16 protein-coding genes are annotated in these 20,520 nt (G+C 68.9%); 6 read left to right on the top strand and 10 right to left on the bottom strand.

Annotation, left to right across the window (positions count from 1 at the left end; translation table 11 throughout):
* Nucleotides 1-11: 11 nt before the first annotated feature.
* Together aspS and M2157_RS23555 are read left to right on the top strand one after the other, a co-directional pair.
* The gene (gene aspS, locus M2157_RS23560; RefSeq protein WP_280863615.1) at nucleotides 12-1,775 is read left to right on the top strand and encodes an aspartate--tRNA ligase; all 1,764 of its coding nucleotides are present in this window, start codon (nucleotides 12-14) and stop codon (nucleotides 1,773-1,775) included.
* Between the two features lie 128 nt (nucleotides 1,776-1,903).
* Nucleotides 1,904-2,818 (top strand): intradiol ring-cleavage dioxygenase, encoded by a 915-nt coding sequence (locus M2157_RS23555; protein ID WP_280866147.1) that lies wholly within the window; start codon nucleotides 1,904-1,906, stop codon nucleotides 2,816-2,818.
* An 84-nt stretch (nucleotides 2,819-2,902) separates the two neighbouring features.
* Here the strand turns inward: M2157_RS23555 and M2157_RS23550 are convergent, their stop codons facing one another.
* Complete coding sequence (locus M2157_RS23550) at nucleotides 2,903-6,112, bottom strand: FG-GAP-like repeat-containing protein (protein ID WP_280866146.1); 3,210 nt, start codon at nucleotides 6,110-6,112, stop codon at nucleotides 2,903-2,905.
* Between the two features lie 187 nt (nucleotides 6,113-6,299).
* On the opposite strand from M2157_RS23550, the gene M2157_RS23545 reads away from it, so the two are divergent.
* Both M2157_RS23545 and M2157_RS23540 read left to right on the top strand, forming a co-directional pair.
* Nucleotides 6,300-6,809 (top strand): hypothetical protein, encoded by a 510-nt coding sequence (locus M2157_RS23545; protein ID WP_280866145.1) that lies wholly within the window; start codon nucleotides 6,300-6,302, stop codon nucleotides 6,807-6,809.
* Nucleotides 6,810-6,944: 135 nt separating this feature from the next.
* Nucleotides 6,945-8,297 (top strand): polysaccharide lyase family 1 protein, encoded by a 1,353-nt coding sequence (locus M2157_RS23540; RefSeq protein WP_280866144.1) that lies wholly within the window; start codon nucleotides 6,945-6,947, stop codon nucleotides 8,295-8,297.
* 1 nt (nucleotide 8,298) lies between these two features.
* Here the strand turns inward: M2157_RS23540 and M2157_RS23535 are convergent, their stop codons facing one another.
* The 4 genes from M2157_RS23535 to drmA all read right to left on the bottom strand — a co-directional run bounded on the left by M2157_RS23535 (nucleotide 8,299) and on the right by drmA (nucleotide 15,205).
* Complete coding sequence (locus tag M2157_RS23535) at nucleotides 8,299-8,775, bottom strand: hypothetical protein (protein WP_057608971.1); 477 nt, start codon at nucleotides 8,773-8,775, stop codon at nucleotides 8,299-8,301.
* Nucleotides 8,776-8,922: 147 nt separating this feature from the next.
* Complete coding sequence (gene drmC / locus M2157_RS23530; RefSeq protein WP_280866143.1) at nucleotides 8,923-9,741, bottom strand: DISARM system phospholipase D-like protein DrmC; 819 nt, start codon at nucleotides 9,739-9,741, stop codon at nucleotides 8,923-8,925.
* On the bottom strand, nucleotides 9,738-11,594 hold the full coding sequence (locus M2157_RS23525) for a DUF1998 domain-containing protein (protein ID WP_280866142.1): 1,857 nt from the start codon (nucleotides 11,592-11,594) through the stop codon (nucleotides 9,738-9,740). The genes drmC and M2157_RS23525 overlap by 4 nt, the downstream gene beginning before the upstream one ends.
* Nucleotides 11,591-15,205: a DISARM system helicase DrmA gene (gene drmA / locus M2157_RS23520; protein WP_280866141.1), complete on the bottom strand. Its 3,615-nt coding sequence runs from the start codon at nucleotides 15,203-15,205 to the stop codon at nucleotides 11,591-11,593. Before drmA ends, M2157_RS23525 begins: the two co-directional genes overlap by 4 nt.
* Nucleotides 15,206-15,443: 238 nt before the next feature.
* Between drmA and M2157_RS23515 the strand changes: the two genes are divergently transcribed.
* A complete protein-coding gene (locus M2157_RS23515; protein WP_280866140.1) occupies nucleotides 15,444-16,103 on the top strand; it encodes a DUF4365 domain-containing protein in 660 nt (219 codons plus the stop codon).
* On the top strand, nucleotides 16,100-17,296 hold the full coding sequence (locus M2157_RS23510; RefSeq protein WP_280866139.1) for a hypothetical protein: 1,197 nt from the start codon (nucleotides 16,100-16,102) through the stop codon (nucleotides 17,294-17,296). The genes M2157_RS23515 and M2157_RS23510 overlap by 4 nt, the downstream gene beginning before the upstream one ends.
* A gap of 18 nt (nucleotides 17,297-17,314) precedes the next feature.
* On the opposite strand, the gene M2157_RS23505 is transcribed toward M2157_RS23510, so the two are convergent.
* The 5 genes from M2157_RS23505 to M2157_RS23485 all read right to left on the bottom strand — a co-directional run bounded on the left by M2157_RS23505 (nucleotide 17,315) and on the right by M2157_RS23485 (nucleotide 20,481).
* Nucleotides 17,315-18,247 carry a hypothetical protein gene (locus tag M2157_RS23505; protein ID WP_280866138.1) on the bottom strand — a complete coding sequence of 311 codons (933 nt, stop codon included), beginning with the start codon at nucleotides 18,245-18,247 and terminating at the stop codon, nucleotides 17,315-17,317.
* A complete protein-coding gene (locus tag M2157_RS23500) occupies nucleotides 18,244-18,828 on the bottom strand; it encodes a hypothetical protein (RefSeq protein ID WP_280866137.1) in 585 nt (194 codons plus the stop codon). Before M2157_RS23500 ends, M2157_RS23505 begins: the two co-directional genes overlap by 4 nt.
* Nucleotides 18,829-18,941: 113 nt before the next feature.
* Complete coding sequence (locus tag M2157_RS23495; RefSeq protein ID WP_280866136.1) at nucleotides 18,942-19,199, bottom strand: hypothetical protein; 258 nt, start codon at nucleotides 19,197-19,199, stop codon at nucleotides 18,942-18,944.
* Nucleotides 19,196-19,543, bottom strand: coding sequence for a hypothetical protein (locus tag M2157_RS23490; protein WP_280866135.1), 348 nt, complete (start codon nucleotides 19,541-19,543; stop codon nucleotides 19,196-19,198). The genes M2157_RS23495 and M2157_RS23490 overlap by 4 nt, the downstream gene beginning before the upstream one ends.
* Nucleotides 19,544-19,605: 62 nt before the next feature.
* The gene (locus tag M2157_RS23485; protein WP_280866134.1) at nucleotides 19,606-20,481 is read right to left on the bottom strand and encodes a helix-turn-helix domain-containing protein; all 876 of its coding nucleotides are present in this window, start codon (nucleotides 20,479-20,481) and stop codon (nucleotides 19,606-19,608) included.
* Nucleotides 20,482-20,520 lie beyond the last annotated feature (39 nt).

The following is a 20,520-nucleotide window of genomic DNA, read 5'->3' as shown; positions in this document are numbered from 1 at the left end:
GATGAACGACGATGCATCGGTACAGGTCCCACACCTGCGGCGAGCTCCGCTCCTCTGACGTCGGCACCGACGTCCGACTGAGTGGCTGGCTGCACAATCGGCGCGACCTGGGCGGCATCCTCTTCATCGATCTGCGCGATCACTACGGCATCACGCAGCTGGTCGCCAGGCCGGGCACGCCCGCGTACGAGGCCCTCGACAAGCTGACCAAGGAGTCCACGGTCCGCGTCGACGGCAAGGTCGTCTCCCGCGGTACCGAGAACGTCAACGCGGATCTGCCCACCGGTGAGATCGAGGTCGAGGTCGGCGAGGTGGAGCTGCTCGGCGCGGCCGCCCCGCTGCCGTTCACGATCAACACCGAGGACGGGGTCAACGAGGAGCGGCGCCTGGAGTACCGCTTCCTCGACCTGCGCCGCGAGCGCATGCACAAGAACATCATGCTGCGTACGGCGGTGATCTCCGCGATCCGTCACAAGATGACGGCGCTGGGCTTCAACGAGATGGCGACCCCGATCCTGTCGGCGACCTCTCCCGAGGGCGCCCGCGACTTCGTGGTCCCCTCCCGGCTGAACCCGGGCAAGTTCTACGCCCTCCCCCAGGCGCCGCAGCAGTTCAAGCAGCTGCTGATGATCTCCGGCTTCGACCGCTACTTCCAGATCGCGCCCTGCTTCCGTGACGAGGACGCGCGCGCGGACCGCTCGCCGGGCGAGTTCTACCAGCTCGACGTCGAGATGAGCTTCGTCGAGCAGGAGGACGTCTTCCAGCCGATCGAGAAGCTCATGACCGAGCTGTTCGAGGAGTTCGGCAACGGCCGTCACGTCACTTCTCCCTTCCCGCGGATCCCGTTCCGCGAGGCGATGCTGAAGTACGGCTCCGACAAGCCGGACCTGCGCGCCCAGCTGGAGCTCGTCGACATCACCGACGTCTTCGAGGGCTCGGAGTTCAAGGCGTTCGCCGGCAAGCACGTGCGTGCGCTGGCGGTGCCGGACGTCTCCGCGCAGCCGCGGAAGTTCTTCGACCAGCTCGGTGACTACGCCGTCTCCCAGGGCGCCAAGGGCCTGGCCTGGGTCCGCGTGGCCGAGGACGGCTCGCTGTCCGGCCCGATCGCGAAGTTCCTCACCGAGGAGAACGTCGCCGAGCTGACCAAGCGCCTGTCGCTGGCCGCCGGTCACGCCGTGTTCTTCGGCGCGGGCGAGTTCGACGAGGTCTCGAAGATCATGGGCGCGGTGCGGGTCGAGGCCGCCAAGCGTGCCGGGCACTTCGAGGAGAACGTCTTCCGGTTCTGCTGGATCGTGGACTTCCCGATGTACGAGAAGGACGAGGAGACCGGCGCGATCGACTTCTCGCACAACCCGTTCTCCATGCCGCAGGGCGGTCTTGAAGCCCTGGAGAGCCAGGACCCGCTGGACATCCTGGGCTGGCAGTACGACATCGTCTGCAACGGCGTCGAGCTGTCCTCCGGCGCGATCCGGAACCACGAGCCCGAGATCATGCTCAAGGCGTTCGAGATCGCGGGCTACGACCGCGAGACCGTCGAGGAGAAGTTCGCCGGCATGCTGCGCGCGTTCCGCTTCGGCGCCCCGCCGCACGGCGGTATCGCCCCGGGTGTCGACCGCATCGTGATGCTCCTCGCGGACGAGCCGAACATCCGCGAGACCATCTCCTTCCCGCTCAACGGCAACGCCCAGGACCTGATGATGGGCGCGCCGACGGAGCTGGAGGAGGCGCGGCTGCGGGAACTGCACCTGTCGGTGCGCAAGCCGCAGCCGAAGTAGCGGCATTTCCCGAAGGGGCCCGAGACCGACGCCGGTTTCGGGCCCCTTCGCACGCGTCCCCGCCGTGCACAGCAAGCCACAGTCCGCTCCCATGCTGAGGACAGTCTTCTTACCTAACTTCGCCTTCCATGACGGGAAACCAGCCGAAACACAAGAAGGACCTGACGCGGCGCAAGGTCGTCGTCGCCGGAGCGGGCGCGGCCGTGGCGGTGGGTGCGGGCGGCACCCTCGCCGCGTCGGGTGCGTTCGCAGGCGAGACGAGCACGAGCGCCGCCGCGAGCAGCAGTGCCACCGCGTCGGAGGCCTGCTACAAGCTCACCTCGGAGACCACCGAGGGGCCGTACTACATCGACGCCGACAAGATCCGCCAGGACATCACCGAGGACAAGGAGGGCATCCCCCTCACCCTCAGGCTCAAGGTGATCGACTCCGAGACCTGCAAGCCGATCGCCAACGCCGCCGTCGACATCTGGCACTGCGACGCGCTCGGCATCTACTCGGGCTACGAGTCCTCGTCGACCGGCGGCGGCACCGCCCCGACCGGCGCGCCCTCGGGCACGCCGAGCGGTACCCCGACGGGTGAGCCGCCGTCGGGCGCGCCGACCGGGGGCACCGGTGGCGGCGTCCACCAGGAACCCACCGACGACGAACGCTATCTGCGCGGCACCTGGAAGACGGACAAGCACGGCCAGGTCACCTTCAGGACGGTCTTCCCGGGCTGGTACCGGGGCCGTTGCGTGCACATCCACACCAAGGTGCACGTCAACGGCGAGTGGACGGACGCCGGTTACGAGGGCGGCAACACCTGCCACACCGGTCAGTTCTTCTTCGACGAGGAGTCCGTGCTGGCCTCCGCCGAGGTCGAGCCGTACTCCACCAGCACCACCGAGCGCACCACGCTCACCGAGGACACGATCTACGACCAGAGCGGCACCACCGGCGGCCTGCTCAAGCTGAAGTACAACAAGAAGAACATCGCCAAGGGCGTCATCGGCTCCCTCACGATGGGCGTCGACCCGGACGCGACGAACGACAACAACTGACGTAACTCCGCGACCACGCACGAGGACGCCCGGGACGGTGAAGTCCCGGGCGCCCGCGGCTGTCTCACCGCCGGTGAGATTCCCCTAGGAAAGGAACTTGTAGCCGCTGAAGCCGGTCGCGATCTTCGTCCTCGCCCCGAACGAACCCTTGCCGTCGCCGCTGTTGCGCCACAGGGTGCCGCCCTTGTCGCGGGAGATCAGGTCCGCCTTGCCGTCGTCGGTGATGTCACCGACGCCGACGACGGCGTTGTAGGAGCCGCCCCAGCTGGTGAACAGCTTCGCTCGGGCCTTGAAGGTGCCCTGGCGGGTGCCGTCGTAGCGGTAGAGGGTGTTGGACGTGTCCTGGGCCAGCAGGTCGCCGATGCCGTCGCCGTTCAGGTCCCCGGTGCCGACGATCTTCTTGTAGCCCTTCCAGTTGTCGTAGAGCTTCACGCGCGCGGAGAGCTTGCCGGTGCTGGTGCCCTTGTAGAGGTAGACCGTGCCGGTGGACGCCCCTCGCGCGATCAGGTCAGGGCGGCCGTCGCCGCTGATGTCGCCGGGCGAGGTCAGCACGTCGTACTGGTTCCAGCCGCTGGTGCCGAGTGAGGTGTACGACGTCGACGGCTTGACCGCTGCCCCGCAGCCGGGCTTGTACAGGCGCAGGGCGCCGCTGCTCAGCCGTACCAGGACGTCGTTGCAGCGGTCGCCGCTCAGGTCGCCGAAGGGGATCGCCCTGATGGTGGTGGGCCAGCCGCCGGCACTGACCTTCTCGCTGAACTTGCCCGTGCCGGTGCCGCCGTGGAAGGTCAGGCCGCCGGAGGAGTTGAGGGTGAGCAGGTCGCCGCGGCCGTCCGGGCCGTCGGGGCTGACGAAGTCGTGGCGGACCGCCGAGCCGTGCAGCAGGTAGCCCTGGCCGCTCGTCACCGTGACCGGGGCGGCCGTGCCCAGGCCGGTCGCCTTCAGCGTCCAGGTGAACTCGCCGTTGGGGAAGGGGACCCCGCTCGACGTCTTTCCGTTCCAGTTCGCCGTCACGTCCGCCGAGGCCGCGCCGCCGGTGATCGTGCGGGTGGCCCTGCCGGTCGCGCCGCTCTGCTCCGAGGTGAAGGTCAGGGACCAGGAGGTGACGGGACGGGACAGCTCCCACTGGCCGGTCCAGGCGGTCGTGGAGCCGGGCTCCACATAGCCTTCGGCCTCCGTGCGGAACGCCGTCACCGCGGACGGGGTGACACCGGTCGTGGCCACATGCGTCTGCTCGAACGTGTCGAACCAGGCGACCAGACCCGTGTACTCGTCGACCGTCCACCGGAAGCGGCGGTCCACGGCGAGACCCGAGTCGGGCAGGCCGGAGGCGACCACACGGGTGGTACCGGTCGTCGTGTCCGTCAGGACCAACTGGTCGGCCTCGTGGTCGTGGCGGACCGTGAAGCCGTCGCCGAGCAGGACGTCACCGGGGGCCACGGGGACGGACTTGGCCGCCTTGGTGTCATACACGCCCGCCGAGGCGCCGGAGCAGGACCAGTACACCCAGCGGCCCGCCGCCTGGAGCTCGCTCGGCACACAGCCGAGGCCCGGGACATCGACCGTGGAGAGGGTCTTCCTCGTGGTCAGGCTGTACGAGGTCAGCCTGCCGGTGGTCGTGGTCGCGCTCCAGAGCGTGGAGCCGTTGAGGGCGGCGGCGCGGACCGAGCGCGTGAGCGGATCGCCGTAGCCGAACTCGCCGATGTACTGCGTCGGGGTCGTACCGCCCGAGTTGTAGACGGCGTAGTCGTCGGAGACGTCGACGATCGCGCCGCCCTGAGTGCCGTACGTCAGCGTGTAGTTGGACGTTCCGTCGCTGATCGCGACCAGCTGGTCGGCGTTCTCCAGGCCGCTGCCGCCCTCGTTGACGTCGGCGAAGGTGTTGAGGAAGACGTCCTCGGGCTCCGCGACGCTGTTGCCCCACAGGGCGGAGCAGGTGGTTCCCGGGTAGGGGCACTTGGCGGATATCGAGTCGCCGGCCGTGGCCGCGGAGGCGGTCAGCTCGGTGCTGCCGTCGGTGGTGAGGGTGCGGACGGAGGTGGTGTCCATGGAGCTCGTGGAGCTGTCCTCGGCCACCCGCAGGCTGCCCCGGCTCAGGGCCAGGCCCGTCTTGGCGTTCTCCAGCGGGGGCACCTTGGAGAGCTGCTTCAGCTGCGGGGTGCCGTCCGCGCCCGGGACGATCCGCTGGATCCACCAGTTGGCGGCATCCGCGCCGCCGGTGACCAGCGCGGTGCCGTCGGGGGCGGCCACGGGGGTGCCGTACGACCAGGTCAGCAGGGTCTTCTTGGTGCCGTCGGTCAGCGAGACGGCCCGGACGGCGCCGTTGTTGGTGGCGAGGACCAGCCAGTCGCCGACCAGGACGGGGACCGGGGTGCCGGCCAGGTCCTCGCCGGCCACCGGGGTCGTCTCGGCGGCGGTCAGGTCGGTGCGGGGCTTGAGGTGCAGGCCGGAGGCCTCCGTGTACCAGCCGACGCGGTCGTCGCTGAGCACGACCTCCGGCACCGTCTCCCGGGACAGACCGGTGAAGACCGGGGTCAGCTCGGCGGTGGCGAAGTCGAGGTAGCCGACGGTGTACGACGTGAGGTCGCCGTTCTCGTCGCGGTCCGGGTAGGTCAGCAGGGAGCCGTTCTCGTCGCCGGTGCGCGCGAAGTTCACCTCCCAGTACGCGTCGGCCGGGAAGCCGGTGACCAGGCGGTCGCGCTGCTTGCCGTCGACGAGGTCGACGAGGTGCAGCCGGTAGCCGTCCAACTGCTCGCCGTCGACGACGCCGTTCCACTCGACAGTGACGGTGGTGTCGCCGTAGGTGCCGGCGCGGGTGGCCGACTGGCGCAGGTCGAGGGTCCTGAGGGCGCCGCCGCCCGGGCTCCACAGTGACACCGGGTCGCCGTAGGTCCGGTCGGGCAGTGCCACGGTGTCCGCGGCTTGGCCGAACACGCCCGAGACGCAGCGCGTGGAGATGTCGTAGCAGGTGGCGGTGGTCGGCTGGTAGACCCCGGACGGGCCCTCGACGGGGACGGTGACGCCATCCTCGTAGTCCGTCCACAGGAGGCCGGCGACCCCCGACTGGCGGTGCAGATAGCCGGTCGTGCCCGCGGCGAGCAGCCGTTCGGCGCGGGGGGTGGTGCTGCGGGGATCGTCCAGGACGATCTCGGTGGTGGCGGCCGTGGCGGTCGTGGCCGCCTGCGCGCCGGTGTCCTCGGTGCTGGAGAACAGGGTGATCGAGCCGGCCGCCACCGCTACGGCCAGGGCGGAGACGAGGGTCGTACGTGCCGCTCGTCTCGGGGCGTGTCTGCCCAACGCAGGTCCTTTCCTAGGAAGTCGGCAAACCTTATAGGAAGGTAAAAAGCGCCCTGTCACCGCCATGGACATCCCATGGGGGCGCACTGGTCCCTCGGTGTCCGCGCATAGCGCGGAGGCGTGTCATAGGGGGCGTGAGGTCGCGTCGACCCGCTGACACACTGGAGGAAGCGATGGTTTTCATGGTGTGCTCGCACTGGTGCTGATCGCCGGGGCGGTGGCCGTGCAGCGGCGTGCGGCCGGCGGGGCCGGGGTGGTGCCTCTGGAGCCGACGGCGGACTTCGACGCGCGGGCCGAGGCCGAGCGGTGGGTCGAGCGGCTCGGCGGGAGTCTGTCCACGCTGGACGCGGGCGGCGACAGGGCCGCGGGGCAGGCGCCGGCCGACGCGAACGAGCGGTACCGGGCCGCGCGGGGGCAGCTCGCAGCCGCCGGCTCGCCCGCGCAGTACGTGATGGTGACGCAGACCGCCGTCGAGGGTCTCCACTACGTCCGCGGCGCCCGCACCGCCCTCGGCCTCCAACCCGATCCCGCCCTGCCGGACCTCGGCGCGGCCACCGTCACGGCCCGGGACGGCCGGGTCACGGTCGACGACCGGACGTACGCCGTCTCCGACCGCCCCGGCGGGGCGACCCCCTACTACTACCCCGGCGGTGTCGTCGGCGGCCGACGCGTCCCGGGCGGCGACGGAATTTTCTGAACCGTCCCCCCTGCACGGGAAAAACTTTCCGTGGCGGCAACCTCCCTGATTCCGGCGGCTACTTGAGGACGGAAGCGCCCTTCACGGGTGCTCCACGAAACGCACATGTCCCACCCCCGCACGTAAGGAATCCCCGTGGCCTCTGCCTCCCACCGCCGCTCTCTCCGTACCCGCCGCACCCTGGTCGTCTGCGCCGCCGTGGTGGCCGCGGGCGTCGGTGCCGGTGCCGTCGTGATGAACGCGAACGCCCAGGCCGTGGACCTGTACCACCAGACGCTCGCCGCCAAGGACGGCTGGGCGTCCTCCGGCACGGGCACGACCGGCGGCACGAAGGCCGACTCCGCGCACACCTTCACCGTCTCCACCCGGGCCCAGCTGGTGAAGGCGCTGGGCTCGGCGTCCGACACCGCCCCGCGGATCATCAAGGTCAAGGGCACGATCGACGCCAACACGGACGGCGCCGGCAAGAAGCTGACGTGCGCCGACTACGCGTCGGGCACGGGCTATTCGCTGACGTCGTACCTGAAGGCGTTCGACCCCGCCACCTACGGCCGCTCGAAGCTGCCGTCGGGCACGCAGGAGACCGCGCGCGCCGCCGCGCAGAAGAAGCAGGCCGCGAACATCGTCTTCAAGGTGCCCGCGAACACCACGATCGTGGGGATGCCGGGCACCAAGGCCGGTATCTCCGGCGGCATGCTCCAGATCCAGAACGTGGACAACGTCGTCGTCCGCAACCTCACCTTCGCCGCCACCGAGGACTGCTTCCCGCAGTGGGACCCGACGGACGGCGACAACGGCAACTGGAACTCGAACTACGACTCCGTGACGCTGCGGGGCGCGACCCATGTGTGGGCGGACCACAACACGTTCACGGACGCACCGCACCTGGACTCCGCGAACCCGAAGTACTACGGCCGCGAGTACCAGATCCACGACGGGGCGCTGGACATCACCAAGAGCTCGGACCTGGTGACCGTCTCCCGCAACCAGTTCACCAACCACGACAAGACGATGCTGATCGGCGGCAGCGACAGCGAGCCCGCGGGCAAGCTGCGCGTCTCCATCCACCACAACGTCTGGAAGGGCATCGTCCAGCGCGCCCCGCTGGCCCGCGTCGGCCAGATCCACATCTACAACAACTACTACGACGTCACGACCCTGAACGGCTACGCGCTGCAGTACAGCGTCAACTCCCGCGCCAAGGCCCAGGTCGTCGCCAAGGACAACTACTGGAAGGTCCCGTCCACGGTGAAGGTGTCGAAGCTCCTGAGCGGCGACGGCACGGGCGCGATCGCGGGCTCCGGCAACCTCGTCAACGGCACGACGACGGACCTGGTCGCCGCCTACAACGCCGCGTCCTCGAAGGACCTGAAGACGACCGTGAACTGGACCCCGACCCTGACCTCGGGCCTGGAGTCGTCGGCCTCCGCGGTGAAGAACCTGCCGATGTCGCTGGCCACCACGACGGGGGCCGGGGTCCTCTCCTAGCTCAGGTGTCGTAGGTCCCGTCCCACGGTTCCGCGAAGGCGAGGCGATCCGGGTAGAGCTCTGCCCATTGCTCGCCCTCGTCCTCGCGGATCACCAGGCCGAAGCGGACGCCCTCATGGGTGATGCTGAAGGGACGGATCGCGATGTCCGTGTAGGAGCGGCGGGGAAGGCTGCGCAGCAGAGACCCGCGGTGGACCTGGGCGCGGGTCAGCGGGGAGGCGTCACCGCTCGGGTCGCGTTGTTGTTCCGCCCAGGTGCCGGCGCACCAGATGTCCGAGTCGCGGTAATTGCCCTCGGTGTCGAAGGTGTGCAGGACCGCGTAGAGGCGCTTCTGCTCTTCCCAGCCCTCCTCGAGGTGGAACCCCTCGGGGAAGGCATATGTGATCGACGCCAGGAACTGACCCTCCGCATACCGCCCGATCGTCTCGGTGCGGTGCTTCGGCTCGTACGCGACAGGAATGACCCCGGGCACTGCCATGGCGCAAACCATACGGCTTGGCGCGGACACGGCGATGCCCGGGTCGGTATCCGGACTGCTCTCGGACTGCTCCGGGGAGCCGCCGCTTCCCCAGACAGAAGGTGCCGCTTCTTTTCGGCCTGACAGCACAGACTCTCTGCTGCTGGTTCACGCCGGACGCATGATGTCGTTTTCGGGTGACAGGAGCCAGCGGAAATGTTCCACGAGTGGTTCCACCAAGCTCGGGTCTCGCAGTACGACGCCAAGTTCTATGTTGTCGGACAAGGCGCGGTCGGTGAGATTGGCGCTGCCCAGTAGTGCTGTATGCCGGTCGGCGACTATCAATTTGGCGTGCAGGACGCCCGATGGCCCGACCCGGTGCCAGACATTCACCTCACTGGGGAGCGCGACGAACGCCGTCGCTGCCTGAGTCGACTCTTCGAGCAGGAGATCCACTCGTACGCCCCGTTCGACCGCTTGCCCTATCTCGGCAACGACGTTCCGAGCACCATGCGCGGCGAAGCTGACGACCAGCAGTGAGGTGCGTGCCGAACGGATCACCTCCACGGCCACCCCACTCGTCAGCCGTGCCGGTAGGGATGCGCTCATCGGACCGCTCACCGCGACCTGCGCCGGCCTGGGCCGGGGGAATGCCCGGACGGTGGCAAGGGCGAGGCCGAGACTCGCCCCGGTCATACCTGGTGCCTCGGCACTCCAGACGCGGACGATCTCCGTGAGCTGGCGAGCCAAGCCAGCAGCGGACTGAGCTGCGATGAATCGACTCAGCAAGAGGTCGTCAGGAGCGGTCACTGATGCGAGGACCTGTTCCACAACCATGATCCGGTCCTCTGGAAGACGGTCGCAGAGTGCGGCCAGAAGCCGTGGAAGACGGGGTGACGGAACAGCGTTGCGCGCTGCGGGTACCCCTGCTGGCTGGTCACGGGGCAAGTCCGGTCCGCTCGACCCCTGTCCGGCCGGCCCGCTCATGGCCGGAACGAACACTTGTCGTCCGACAGGGTTTCCACCAGCAGGGCCCTGTCAAGGTAATGGTTGCCCCGCTCGCAGGAGGTCTCTGCCGCGAACAGGCAGGCGTGGCAGGCCGCCCCGTGCAGCCGGGCGTGGACGCGTGGATCGTGCTCGGCACACATCGGGTCGGAGCTGCACAGCCGGGCTTCCTCAAGGGCCTGCGCGATGGCGGGTCCGAGTCGGTCGCCGCGGCCGAGCGAGACCAGCCCGCCCAGGGTTCCCTCGCTGTCGGGGGCGGCGGTGTAGAGCAGGATCCCGGACATGGGGTCGGACCCGGATCGGGCGTAGATCCGCTCCGCTATGCCGGAGGCGCCGTAACCGCACTCCAGGGCGAACTGGCGGATCAGTACGTGGGCCAGAGTGTGCAGCAGCACGTACCGGATCCCGGGCCAGCGGGGCTCCACGCCACGAGCAATACACCAGTCCCGGTGCGCGGACTTCAGGATCTGCTCGCGGCCAAGGACCGTTTCCCGGCCTTCCCACTCAGCGAGTTGCTGCTCCTTGAGCGCCAGGAACACGCCTTCGCCGCGTAGTTCGGCACACGGCACCCACGTGGGGTCGTTGCGGCTGAGGGGCGCTCCGGAGAGGGTTCGTACCTCCTCGTCCGGCAGCCATTCGGGTGCCTCGATCCGTGTGAAGCCGGTGAGTGCCGAGACCTCGCGCAGTCGGTGGACCAGGACGACGCTGTCGAGCCAGTCGGCCGTGCCGTCGGGTACACGCCGCTCACGTACGGTGGTGAAGTCCGGAAGCGTGTGGTCGCGAGGGTGGGTGAAGGCCCGCCACTCCGGGGTGATGAGGTCGAACTCCTCGTCCTCGTCGTTCTGTTCGCCCGCTGCCGTCTTGGCCTCACTGACGACTGCTGCCCAGACCGCATCCGTCCCGTACTGTTCCAGCTCGGGCCAGCACGCCTGTGTGGGAAGCAGCATCTTCGCCGCGTCGGCGGGGACGGCGGCCAAGGGGGACAGCAGGCTCCAGTGCTCCTTGACTGCCTGGGCGAGCGGCTCTTCTGCGCGCGGGATGCTGAACACCTTCAGCTGGGAGGCGAACCAGCTGTTGGTGGCGCCCAGCACCATGGTGCGCGCGTGTTCCGGGCACCCGCCCGTGACGAACGTACCGAGGTGCGGGTGATGGCCGCGGCAGGCAGGCAGATTCCGCTCTCCGGCCTGGCCGATGGCATCCGCCATTGAGCGGACCACCCCGCATGTGCAGCGCACATAGACATTGGCCGCCTCGCCTGTGGTGCCGGACTCGGTCAGGCTCAGGGTCGGGCTGTCGCACGGCGCGCCACCGCTGTGGACGAAGTAGACCCAGGGGAAGTCGTCCATGTGTCCGTTTTTGCAGGCGACGAGGAAGCGAGCGGGCAGCGCGGTCGGTTGGCCCTTGCCGGGGCCACCGCAGTTGGTGTGGATGTACTTGGTCTTCTCCGGCCGGTACAGGTTCGGTCGCAACTGGAACAGGCCACTCGATGCGGGCGCGAGCTGATTGCATCGCTCGCGTGAACAGCGCAACCAGCGCGGGAACAGGCCGACCGGTACGCCGGTCCTGGTCCAGTCGCCGTACGGGTCCGCGGGGTTTTCCGGCAAGTGAGGCGGGGTCCGCAGCGCAGTGACCTGGCCACCGAGTCGGCGGCGCACGGCTGCCAGGAGTCGGTCCTCGATCAGAGGGCGGGCACGGACCTGGTCCCACTCGTCCAGGCCCATCACCATGGTGGACAGGTTCGGCAGGTCGGTGACAGCGCCGATGCCGTAGGTGTGCAAGAGCTGACTGGGCCGCAACTCGCCCACGCGGAGCGCGTCGGTAGTGGGGCTGCTCATGTCCTCTCCCAGGGATCTTCGTCCGTGTCCGGGGCGCTGTCGTCATCCTGCTGGCGCGGTACGTAGGGCGGTTCCTCATGGGGTTCCGGTCCTGTCGCCCCGGAGAAGATCAGCCTGATCGGCGGCTCGACCTCGCGCAGTGACGTGGGGCAGGTCATCAGCCGCCAGGGTCCGCTGTCCGGCTCCAGCAGCAGGGGTGCGACATCACCCTGGCGCCGGGCGGCGCGGTAGCCGAGGACTGCTCCGGGTGCCCTGCGCTTCTGTTCCCAGTAGTCGAGGCGGGCGTCGAGCCGCGTCCGTACCTCCTCGGCCACGTGGCGATCGGCCAGGACGTCACGGGCGCGCAGCTCAAGTGACCGTACGGCGTGACTGACGACCTCACCGCGGCGGTCCACCCACTGAGCACCGCGGTTGGGGTTGTAGTCCGGCTTGAGGTTGCGCACCAGGGCCGCCAGGACGCCGGTCAGGCCCCGGTCCACAGCACGGTCCGCGAACGGTGTGACGGACAGGGCTTCGACGTGCTGGTAGATGGTTGCGTGGAAGGACTCGAAGGTCTCGTAGTGCGAAAGGTCGCGTGGCCGGGCCCAGTTGAGAACAGTGAAGACCAAGCCCGGTGCCCGGCGGCCGACGCGGCTGGTGGCCTGGATGTACTCGGCGGTCGACTTGGGCTGGTTGTTCACGACCATGACGCCGAGCCGGGATACGTCCACGCCGACGGCGATCATGTTTGTGGCGAGCAGGACGTCGATGGGCCGGGGCGATCCCTTAGGCCGGCGGCCAAAGGTGATGTCGAGCTTCTCCAGGATGTCGGGAATGGCGTCGGAGGCCATCCGGCTGGTCAGCTCGGCGGGTTCACCGATCCGCCGTGCGGCGAGCCCTCGGCGGTCTGCCCTGATCAGCCTCGCCGACACGTCGTCCTCCACGAGCCGGCGCATACCCCCGAGGTCGCGCAGGCTGTTGAAGTAACCGACGAGGGTCATGTACGGGTCGGTCAGCTCGCTCGCACCGTAGGTCTCGTACAGGTACTGGGCGGCGGCGAGCTGGGCGACGAACACCCTGATCGCCACGGACTTGGTGCGCACGCCCTGCGCGCAGATGCCCACGTAGCGGCGGCCGGGAGTCTCTTCCGGATCCCGGCGTCGTGCGAAGAACGTGTCGTCCGCGCTGAGCCCCGGCGGCGGGAAGACCGCTGTCTTGCGGGCGAAGAGGTCGTGGATCTGCCGGTTGGCACGCCGGACGGTGGCCGTGGAGGCGATGACCTTCGGCCGTACGGTCCGGTCGGGCTCGGGATTCCAGGTGGAAAGCCGGTCCACGGCGGTCTCGTACAGCCCGGTCAGGGAGCCGAGCGGGCCGGAGATGAGGTGCAGCTCGTCCTGGACGATCAGGTCCGGCGGGCGCACCCGTACCGCGTCAACGGTGGAGGCGGCCTCATGGCCGTTGCTCGCCGGGTGGCTTGAGGACTCCCAGTCCGAGTCGACGGCGGACGGCGTGACGTATCCGTGCCGCGTGCACAGGCGGGAGACATGGCCGAACAGAGCCTGGGTCTCGCCCTTCCAGGGCAGCTGGGCGAACTTGTCGACGGTGGCGATGACGAGGCTGGGCGGGTGGCGGTAGATCTCCTCGTCCACGACGAGGATCGGCAGCCCCTGCTCGTCGGCGGGCACACCGAAGGCGGCGGCACCGAAGGGGCATTCGTAGGCGTCGGGGCAGGTGATCAGCGTCCGGCGCAGAGTGGTCTCGACGGTGATGTCGCGACCCGCCTCCATCTTCGTGCCACACCAGGGGCAGCTCGTGAGCTGGTGCGGCGAGCCCGCACGGCCGAAGCCGCTGAACCCCTTGTCCTTCTTTCGCTCCTTGACCCAGTCGTAGGCCTGCTCGTTGGTATTGGGAGTGACCCTGCCACCCACCCAGAGACCGATACGGAACGGGTTTTGGCCCCAGCGGCTGGGTTCCTCGCGGCGGATCACTTCGCAGGCGCAGATCAGTGCGGCGGCACGCTGGAACTGCTGGATGGTGAGTAGACGCAGGGTGTACCGCATGATCACGGCGACACCGTGCTCGGCGTCGAGTCCGCCCAGGTGGGGCTTGCGCCGCCGGATGGCGAGGGTGAACGCGGTCAGGCCGAGGTATGCCTCGGTCTTGCCACCACCGGTGGGGAACCAGAGAAGATCGGCCAGGGCGCTTCCGTCGTCGGCGCGCTCGTGATGCGCGGGATCGGCGAGCGAAGGCAGATTGAGCAGCAGGAAGGCCAGCTGGAAGGGCCGCCAGCTGCGGTTCTCAGGCAGGTCGACCGCCTGGACGGCTTCCTCCAGCGGCATGTTGGGAGAGCGGCGCCGATTGCCCGCAGCGATGGTGTGGACGCGCTGGTGCCACATGGCGCGGTTGGCGAACCGGAAGGCGTCGAGGGCTTCGGCGTCGTCCCGCAGCAGATCGATGCCCGCCTGGATCCGCTGGGCGGCCTCGCCGGCGAGACGCATGTTCTCCTGGGCCTCTGTGCGGTAGGAGTCGAGCCCGGCGGCCGGATCATCGACCGATTGCCTCTGCCGCTCGATCCAGGAGCGGTAGCCGTCCACGAGCGGAAGCAGCGCGGCCCGCAGGGGAGCGGCCTCCAGCCTGCTCAACTCGTTCATGTCCAGAACGAGTTTGGTGAGCTCCGGCAGGTCCGAGTCCCTTCGATCGCGGCGCGGGTCGGGCACGTCTGTGTGCGGGATCTCGTACGTGGGCGTGGCCGTGGTGGAGATGCGCACGGCGCGCCTGGGATTCGCGGGATCGGTTCTGGCGTGGACGCCGGTGCCATGGCCCACGGCGAACTCGGGGTGGAATCGGTACGTCATCGCGAGCGAGCGTCGCTCGTCCTGGTTGCTCCCAGGCTGCTCGGCGGAACGGCGAGGCAGGAAGGGGGCGGTGTCGGGGGCACCCGCCACGCTCATCGTGGCCTGGAACATCCAGTGGGTGGAACCCGGCTTGTTCTCCTGCCCGTTGACCAGGAACAGGGAGATGAGCCAGGAGCCCTCGTGCAGTCGGGCCCTGCCCCGTACCACGACATTCGGGAAGTCGCGGACGTGGACCGCCTGGGCGGCCAGTTTTCCCTCCACCAGCTTCACGGTGACCGTGCCCGAGCAGGGCACCCGGTGCCAGACCCGCTTCGGGTTCCCCTCGATATCCGACTCACCGCGTTCGTAGCGAGCCCAGGCACAGTCGACTGTCAGCTCCTGGACCTCCCGCTCCACCCTGAACGTCAGACCCAGCGTCGACGGATGGAGACTCGGCATGGCGGGCGCGGAGGGCTCTGGGTCCCCGGCCTCCGGCTCCTGCTCGGGCGTCATGCCCGGCTCCTCCAGGGTCTCGGGCGCGACCACCTTGCCGACGGTCCGCAGGGGTGCGCCGTCCTCGTCTCGTACCCCGCCGGGGGCGAGCCGCCCGATGATGTAGTGATCCAGGGGATTGCCGGCCAGTTCCTCCGGCTCATCCCCCGTGGGCCCCAGGAGATCGCGTACGACCAGCTCGGCGAGTTTGTCGCGCAGCTCCTGCGGAGTGGGTGCGGACAGCACCGTTCCGCCGATGGTGCGATCCGGCTCGGGGTCTGGACTGGCGAGCGGCTGCTGGGTCACGGGGCCAGAGTAGGCGCGACCACTGACAACCGGTACGGACTTCCTTACGGAACTCGATCAGCGCTTCACGTGCAGACAGTTCCGCGCCATCCGGCGGGCTGCTTTCGGCCGGATTCCGATCAAGGTCTTGGGTCGAGCCTGTGACCCTCGTTACGGTGCGTGGCCCGAGGGGTACGAAACGCGTGCGAAGAGCCGGAGGACGCAGCGGCGCGCGGGGTTCGAAGGGCGAGCGGGGATCATGACGGACAACAGAACCGGCGGTATCCCGCACCAGGCATCGAACGGCGGGCCTGCGGCGAAGCCTGTGTCCGTGAACACCTCGTACGGCGTTCCCCTGACCGGCTCCGAGCATGCGCCGGGGTTACTGAAGAGCTCGACGGGGTTCGGGGACAACGGCCACCGGGGTGCGTTCGGCGAGGAGTTCATCCGCATGCTGGCCACGGCGGCCAACCTGGACGTGAGCAAGAAGGAGCGTGACCGGGCCGGCGTCGACTGGCAGTTGGGCTATGTGGGCCGGGCGGGTACTCGTCGCTTTCCGGCCATTGAAGCGCAGGTCAAGTGCACTTCGTCGGCGGACATCCACGGGGAGTACATCCACTATCCGCTCAAGGTGAAGAACTTCAACCTCCTGGCAGGCCAGGACTACGAGTTGCCTCGCTTCCTCTTTCTCGTCCTGGCCCCGACCGACCCTTTAGCGTGGTCGCACGCCACCGAGGACCGCCTGCTTCTGAGCCATGCCGCGTACTGGCTGTGTCTGCACGACCAGGAACCCATTCCGCTGGGCGACGGGGCGAAGGGCACTACTCGCACGGTGTACGTCCCGCGTGCCAACCTCCTGACCGTCGATACCCTCCATGACCTGTTCGCAGAGGACTACCGGGACCTGGTGGCGTCATGACCACGATCACGGATGCCGAGTTCGAGGAGGTCGCGGGCCTTGCTCCCGGAGTCGTACGGCGTTATCTGAGCGGCAAAGGCTGGAGCGCGGAACGCGACCTGTCCGGTGCCGAGCTGTGGGAGTGGAAGCCGCAGGACGAGCCGGGGCCGCCGTACGAACTCCTGGTGCCGATGCATCGCCGCCGGGACTACGCGGGCCGGGTCGCCGACATCCTGGAGACCCTGGCCGTCGTCGAGGCGCGGCCCCCGGGAGCTATTCTGCGGGAGATGCGGTTGCCTCCGGTGGACTGGCAGTTCCTCCGCCTCGTACCACCGGGCCCTTCCGGCACGGCTCCCCTCCTGGACCTCGTCTCGGCGCTGACCGGCTTGAAGGATCTGCACACGGCTGCGGCGTCCTCGGCACTGAATCCGTTGGCGGTGCAGCCCGCACAGAAGCCATTGCTGGTGAAGGACCATGTGGCGGCGGTACGGCTGGACCAGACCCGCGTCGGCAGTTACGTCATCGCCGCCCACACCCCGCTGCCGGAGGGTCCGTACGGCGGACACGACCGTACGGGACAGGGTTCGCTCTTCGACCAGACGGAACTGGACAGGCGCAGCCTGTTCGAGATCCAGCCGTCCGAACCCTTCGCGCGCAGGGTCTCCCGACTTCTGTATGCCGGAGTCGCCTGCGCGCACGCCGCGGCCGAGCAGACACTCTCCGACGACTCCGTGCCCCGCTTCGAGCACATGGCGAGCGCCGGCCTGTCGGCGAACCTCTGCGAGGCACTGGTGAGGATCGCGGGCGAGGAGCGCAGGGACTTCTCCTTGTCTTTCGCCTGGTCCTCGGAGCGACCCGTCGAGCAGCCCTCACCGCCGGTCGCGATCAACCCTCGCCACACGGAGGCGCTGGAGGCCGTGGCGAAGGATCTGCGGGAACGGCTCGGCCGGGAGGACGGGGCGATGCTCCATGGGGTGGTGACCAAGCTGCACTGGGACGTCAGCCCTCGTGAGGCGACGGTCTACGGATCCCTCCTCCACGGGGATTCCCCGAGGCACCGGCGGGTCCGGGTCGTACTGCGGGCAGAGGACATCGACAGGGCCACCGAGGCAGGGCGGAACGGGTGGGAGGTGATGGTGAGAGGCGATCTGGAGCCGCGCGGAACGGGCGTGCGGATGCGAGGGGTGACAGAGTTCGTGGTGCGGCCGGACTGACGTCGCCCAGCCGCACGACTACGGTTCGAGCGGCAGAGCTGCCTGCTCGGCAGCCGGACCGAGGTACGTGTACTCGGCGGACCGCGCGATGCCCATGGAGTCCAACTGCTGTCGGAAGCGGACCCGGAAGTGGACGTTGTCACCGAGACCAGGCCGCATGCGCAACAGCTCCTCGGGCTCCTCGAAACGGACGTCGTAGGCGGGCGCGTTCTTCGCCGTACCCGTCTTCACCTTTACTAGGCCGCTTTCCCGCATCTCGCTGATGCGACCGGAAATGATGATCTCCTGGTCGCGGTCCTTGGTCTCCCGGAGCCGTTTCACGTACTGCCTGCCGCGCTCAGTCAATCGGGCGCGGCACATGTGGCCCTCGGCGTCGTACCAGGTCACGCCGAGATCCAGTTCGTACCGGCTCAATGCCCGTGTCACCACTTCGACGGCGTCGAAGAGCCGGGCCCATTCGCGGATGTCACGCTCCGCCTCCACAGCGTCGAGCAAGGTGGTGAGAGTGCCGAGACCTGTGGAAGCGGCGGACGTGGTGGGGGTATCGAGAGCGGCGGGTTCGGCGGCATCGGAAGCGATGGCGACCGGCCGGGCGTGCACGACGGTGCTGCCCGCCGAGATCCCCGTGAGTTCCAGCTGGACCGGAGTGCCCGCGGCGACCGAGACCATGTGCTCGACCGGTTGCAGCAGCGCGTCGCCCCACTGGAAGCGGAGAGCACCGCCCTCGGCGTCCGGTCCGGTCAGTCGGAGCTGAAGTTCTTCGTCGAGCCGGGCGTCCGGGGCGTACTCCCGAGCTGCCGCGAGCCTGCTCGCGCGGTGCTCTGCCTCGATCTCCTCGTCGTCCCGGTCCTCGGTGCCCAGCCGGTCGAGAAACTCTGCGGTGCGCTCGGCCTCGCCGGGGTCGCCTTGAAGGAGCGCGCGCCTGCGCTCGCGCCAGCTGTCGCCGGTCACAGTCGCACCTCCAGATAGCCGCGTGCCGGGGCGGCACTCTCATCGGACGGCGAGCGGTCCTTCCCGTCGGGCAGTCGGCAGCGCTGCCACCAGTCGTCCCACACGCCCCGTTGTGTGAAGTATGTACGTTCGTCGGGGGTGAAGCGCTCCGGCTCGAAGATATGGGCTACAGGCTGGTACCCGATACGAAGTGGGGAGACGCCGAACTTCTCCCTCATCCTGGCCCGGCTCTGGAAGGCCGTGGTCAGCCACTTCGAGCCCGGCTTTCCGCGTACGGCACGTTCGGCGCGGGTGTCGACGAGGAGCGTGGCGTCGATGTTCCCCGGGTCGAGCTTGGTGCTGACGAAGCTGCCGCCGAGCCACAGCCTGTGGATAAGGGGGAGGCCGGCGAGAGCCTGGGCGTAGGTGTCCTCAAGCGTGAGGAACGGGTCGATGTAGTTGTGGAGGCCATCCCACAGCACTCTGCGCGTCGATGAGTCCTCGAACTCCGGGGCACTGACCAGCAGGGTCTCGGTCTCGTCGAAGGAGACGGAGTACCGGCCCAGAGGAAGAAATCCGTTCGCGGCGAAAGAGGGCAACACGTGGGGTCCTGTCAAGCGAAGGGGTGTTCATCCTGCCGGGTCGGATTCGGAGCTGTGGGGGGGATTTCAGGAAAAAGGTCCCGAAGACTGCGGTTCGTGGGGAGCTCGCGGGCTCAGAAGCCCAAGTACGTGATCTGGACGAGGTAAACGCGCTCGCTGCGTACGACGACCTGATACGTGAACATTCCGCCCGGGACGATGACATCGCCGCCCCTCGGGTCAATGCCTTGGTGGGCACGGCCGTGGATGTGGACCGCCTCGGCGGCTCTGACCAGCTCGTCCGCCTTGCTTGCCACCCTGGCGAGGAAGTCGGCGGGCGCGGTACGGGCGGCTTCCTCGGCTCCGAAGGCGTACTCCCACTTCCAGCTCAACCGCGTACTGCCTTCATGGCTTCGTCCAGTACGGCGGTCAGCTCCCGCAGAGCCTCCCGCGCGACGTCGGGATCCTCGTCCTCCAGCGTGCTCTGCGCGCGCTCGAAACGGGCGGCCAGGTCGGGACGGCGGGCGATCTCGATGTCCCGGGCCCAAAGGAGGACCCAGCTCCTTACGGGGCTCAGAGACTCCCACTCCACAGCCTTGGCGAACGCCTGGTCCTTCGTGGCCTGCATCTCCTCCAGGCGCGCTGGAGCCACGACGGCGAGGGCCGCGCGCAGGGCGTCAGGGGTCTGCTCGGGGCGGGGGATCAGCTCGCGCCCGTGGTCGGCCAATGTGCTCATGGTGTCCTCCAGGAGTGCCCCTGCCAGGGTATCCGGGCCGGACTGAGCGAGGGCTCGCATGGTCACACCGTCTCCTTCGGGTCGGCTCGGCAGCCGCGGCAGCGTCCGGGCTCGGGGGCGCGGAAAGCGAGGCCGCAGCCATCACAGGTCTGGAAGGGGTGTCTGGGCTGCGGAGCGGGTGGGACCGGAGGTCGGAGTGGGGGCAAGGGCGGAAGCTGGGCGGCCAGGCGGTGGGCGAGGAAGGCGGCCGGGCGGATCAGGGGTTCGTTCGGCAGGTTCTCGGTCAAGGCGTGGCGTACGGCGGTGGGGCCGATGTCGCGCTCGAGCCAGGATGCGACGCCCGGGGCGAGGTGCTCGGCGTCGGTGGCGGAGAGGAGAAGGCGGGGGTCGCGGCGGCGGAGGCCGGCGAGGACGTCCAGGGCTGTCTGGAGGAGGGCGGGGGCGGTGCATGCGGGCTGAGGTACGGCGGGGAGACGCTTGCGGGGAGGTGGTTTGTCCGTGGCGGCGGCCGTCGTGTGTCGGGCAGGTCTGGTGGCGGTGTCGGTCGGGGCGGTCCGGTGGCCTGGCCTGTTGCAGGAGACCGTGCGGGTGACGATCCGGCCGGTGGGGGTCCGCTCGCGGTTGCGGCGGAGGTAGCCGTGGGCTTCGAGTTCGTTCAGCGCGGCGGCAATACGGGTGGGGCCCTCGGGAAAGCGGTCGGCGAGGGTCTTGATGTCGACGGAGGTGCCCTGTCGTACCGACTGGATGTAGGTCGCCAGGCCGATGGCGAGGAGGGACAGCTCCGGGTGCTGGGCGAGGTGGTTGCCGATCACCGTGAAGTTCTCGGTGTGGCGGGCGTTGTCGTGGACGACGCCGGAGTGGGGCCGCGCGTGAGGGTGGTTTTTGCCCGGGATTCGGGACTGGGCGCGCGAGGGCGCGCTAGGGTTTTCGGTGTCCATCGGGAAGGTCCGATCTTCCTCGGTGGTCAGGCCCTCGCA

The organism is Streptomyces sp. SAI-127 (assembly GCF_029894425.1).
GTDB lineage: Bacteria > Actinomycetota > Actinomycetes > Streptomycetales > Streptomycetaceae > Streptomyces.
The sequence above is the reverse complement of the archived record's forward strand: the minus strand, read 5'-3'. Positions and strand labels throughout refer to the sequence as shown.

Excerpts from the sequence above, each read along its gene's own strand:
- aspS (WP_280863615.1), top strand. The coding sequence starts at position 12 with ATGCATCGGTACAGGTCCCACACCTGCGGCGAGCTCCGCTCCTCTGAC.
- M2157_RS23555 (WP_280866147.1), top strand. The coding sequence starts at position 1,904 with ATGACGGGAAACCAGCCGAAACACAAGAAGGACCTGACGCGGCGCAAG.
- M2157_RS23535 (WP_057608971.1), bottom strand. The coding sequence starts at position 8,775 with ATGGCAGTGCCCGGGGTCATTCCTGTCGCGTACGAGCCGAAGCACCGC.
- drmC (WP_280866143.1), bottom strand. The coding sequence starts at position 9,741 with ATGAGCGGGCCGGCCGGACAGGGGTCGAGCGGACCGGACTTGCCCCGT.
- M2157_RS23525 (WP_280866142.1), bottom strand. The coding sequence starts at position 11,594 with ATGAGCAGCCCCACTACCGACGCGCTCCGCGTGGGCGAGTTGCGGCCC.
- M2157_RS23515 (WP_280866140.1), top strand. The coding sequence starts at position 15,444 with ATGACGGACAACAGAACCGGCGGTATCCCGCACCAGGCATCGAACGGC.
- M2157_RS23510 (WP_280866139.1), top strand. The coding sequence starts at position 16,100 with ATGACCACGATCACGGATGCCGAGTTCGAGGAGGTCGCGGGCCTTGCT.
- M2157_RS23490 (WP_280866135.1), bottom strand. The coding sequence starts at position 19,543 with ATGAGCACATTGGCCGACCACGGGCGCGAGCTGATCCCCCGCCCCGAG.
- M2157_RS23485 (WP_280866134.1), bottom strand. The coding sequence starts at position 20,481 with ATGGACACCGAAAACCCTAGCGCGCCCTCGCGCGCCCAGTCCCGAATC.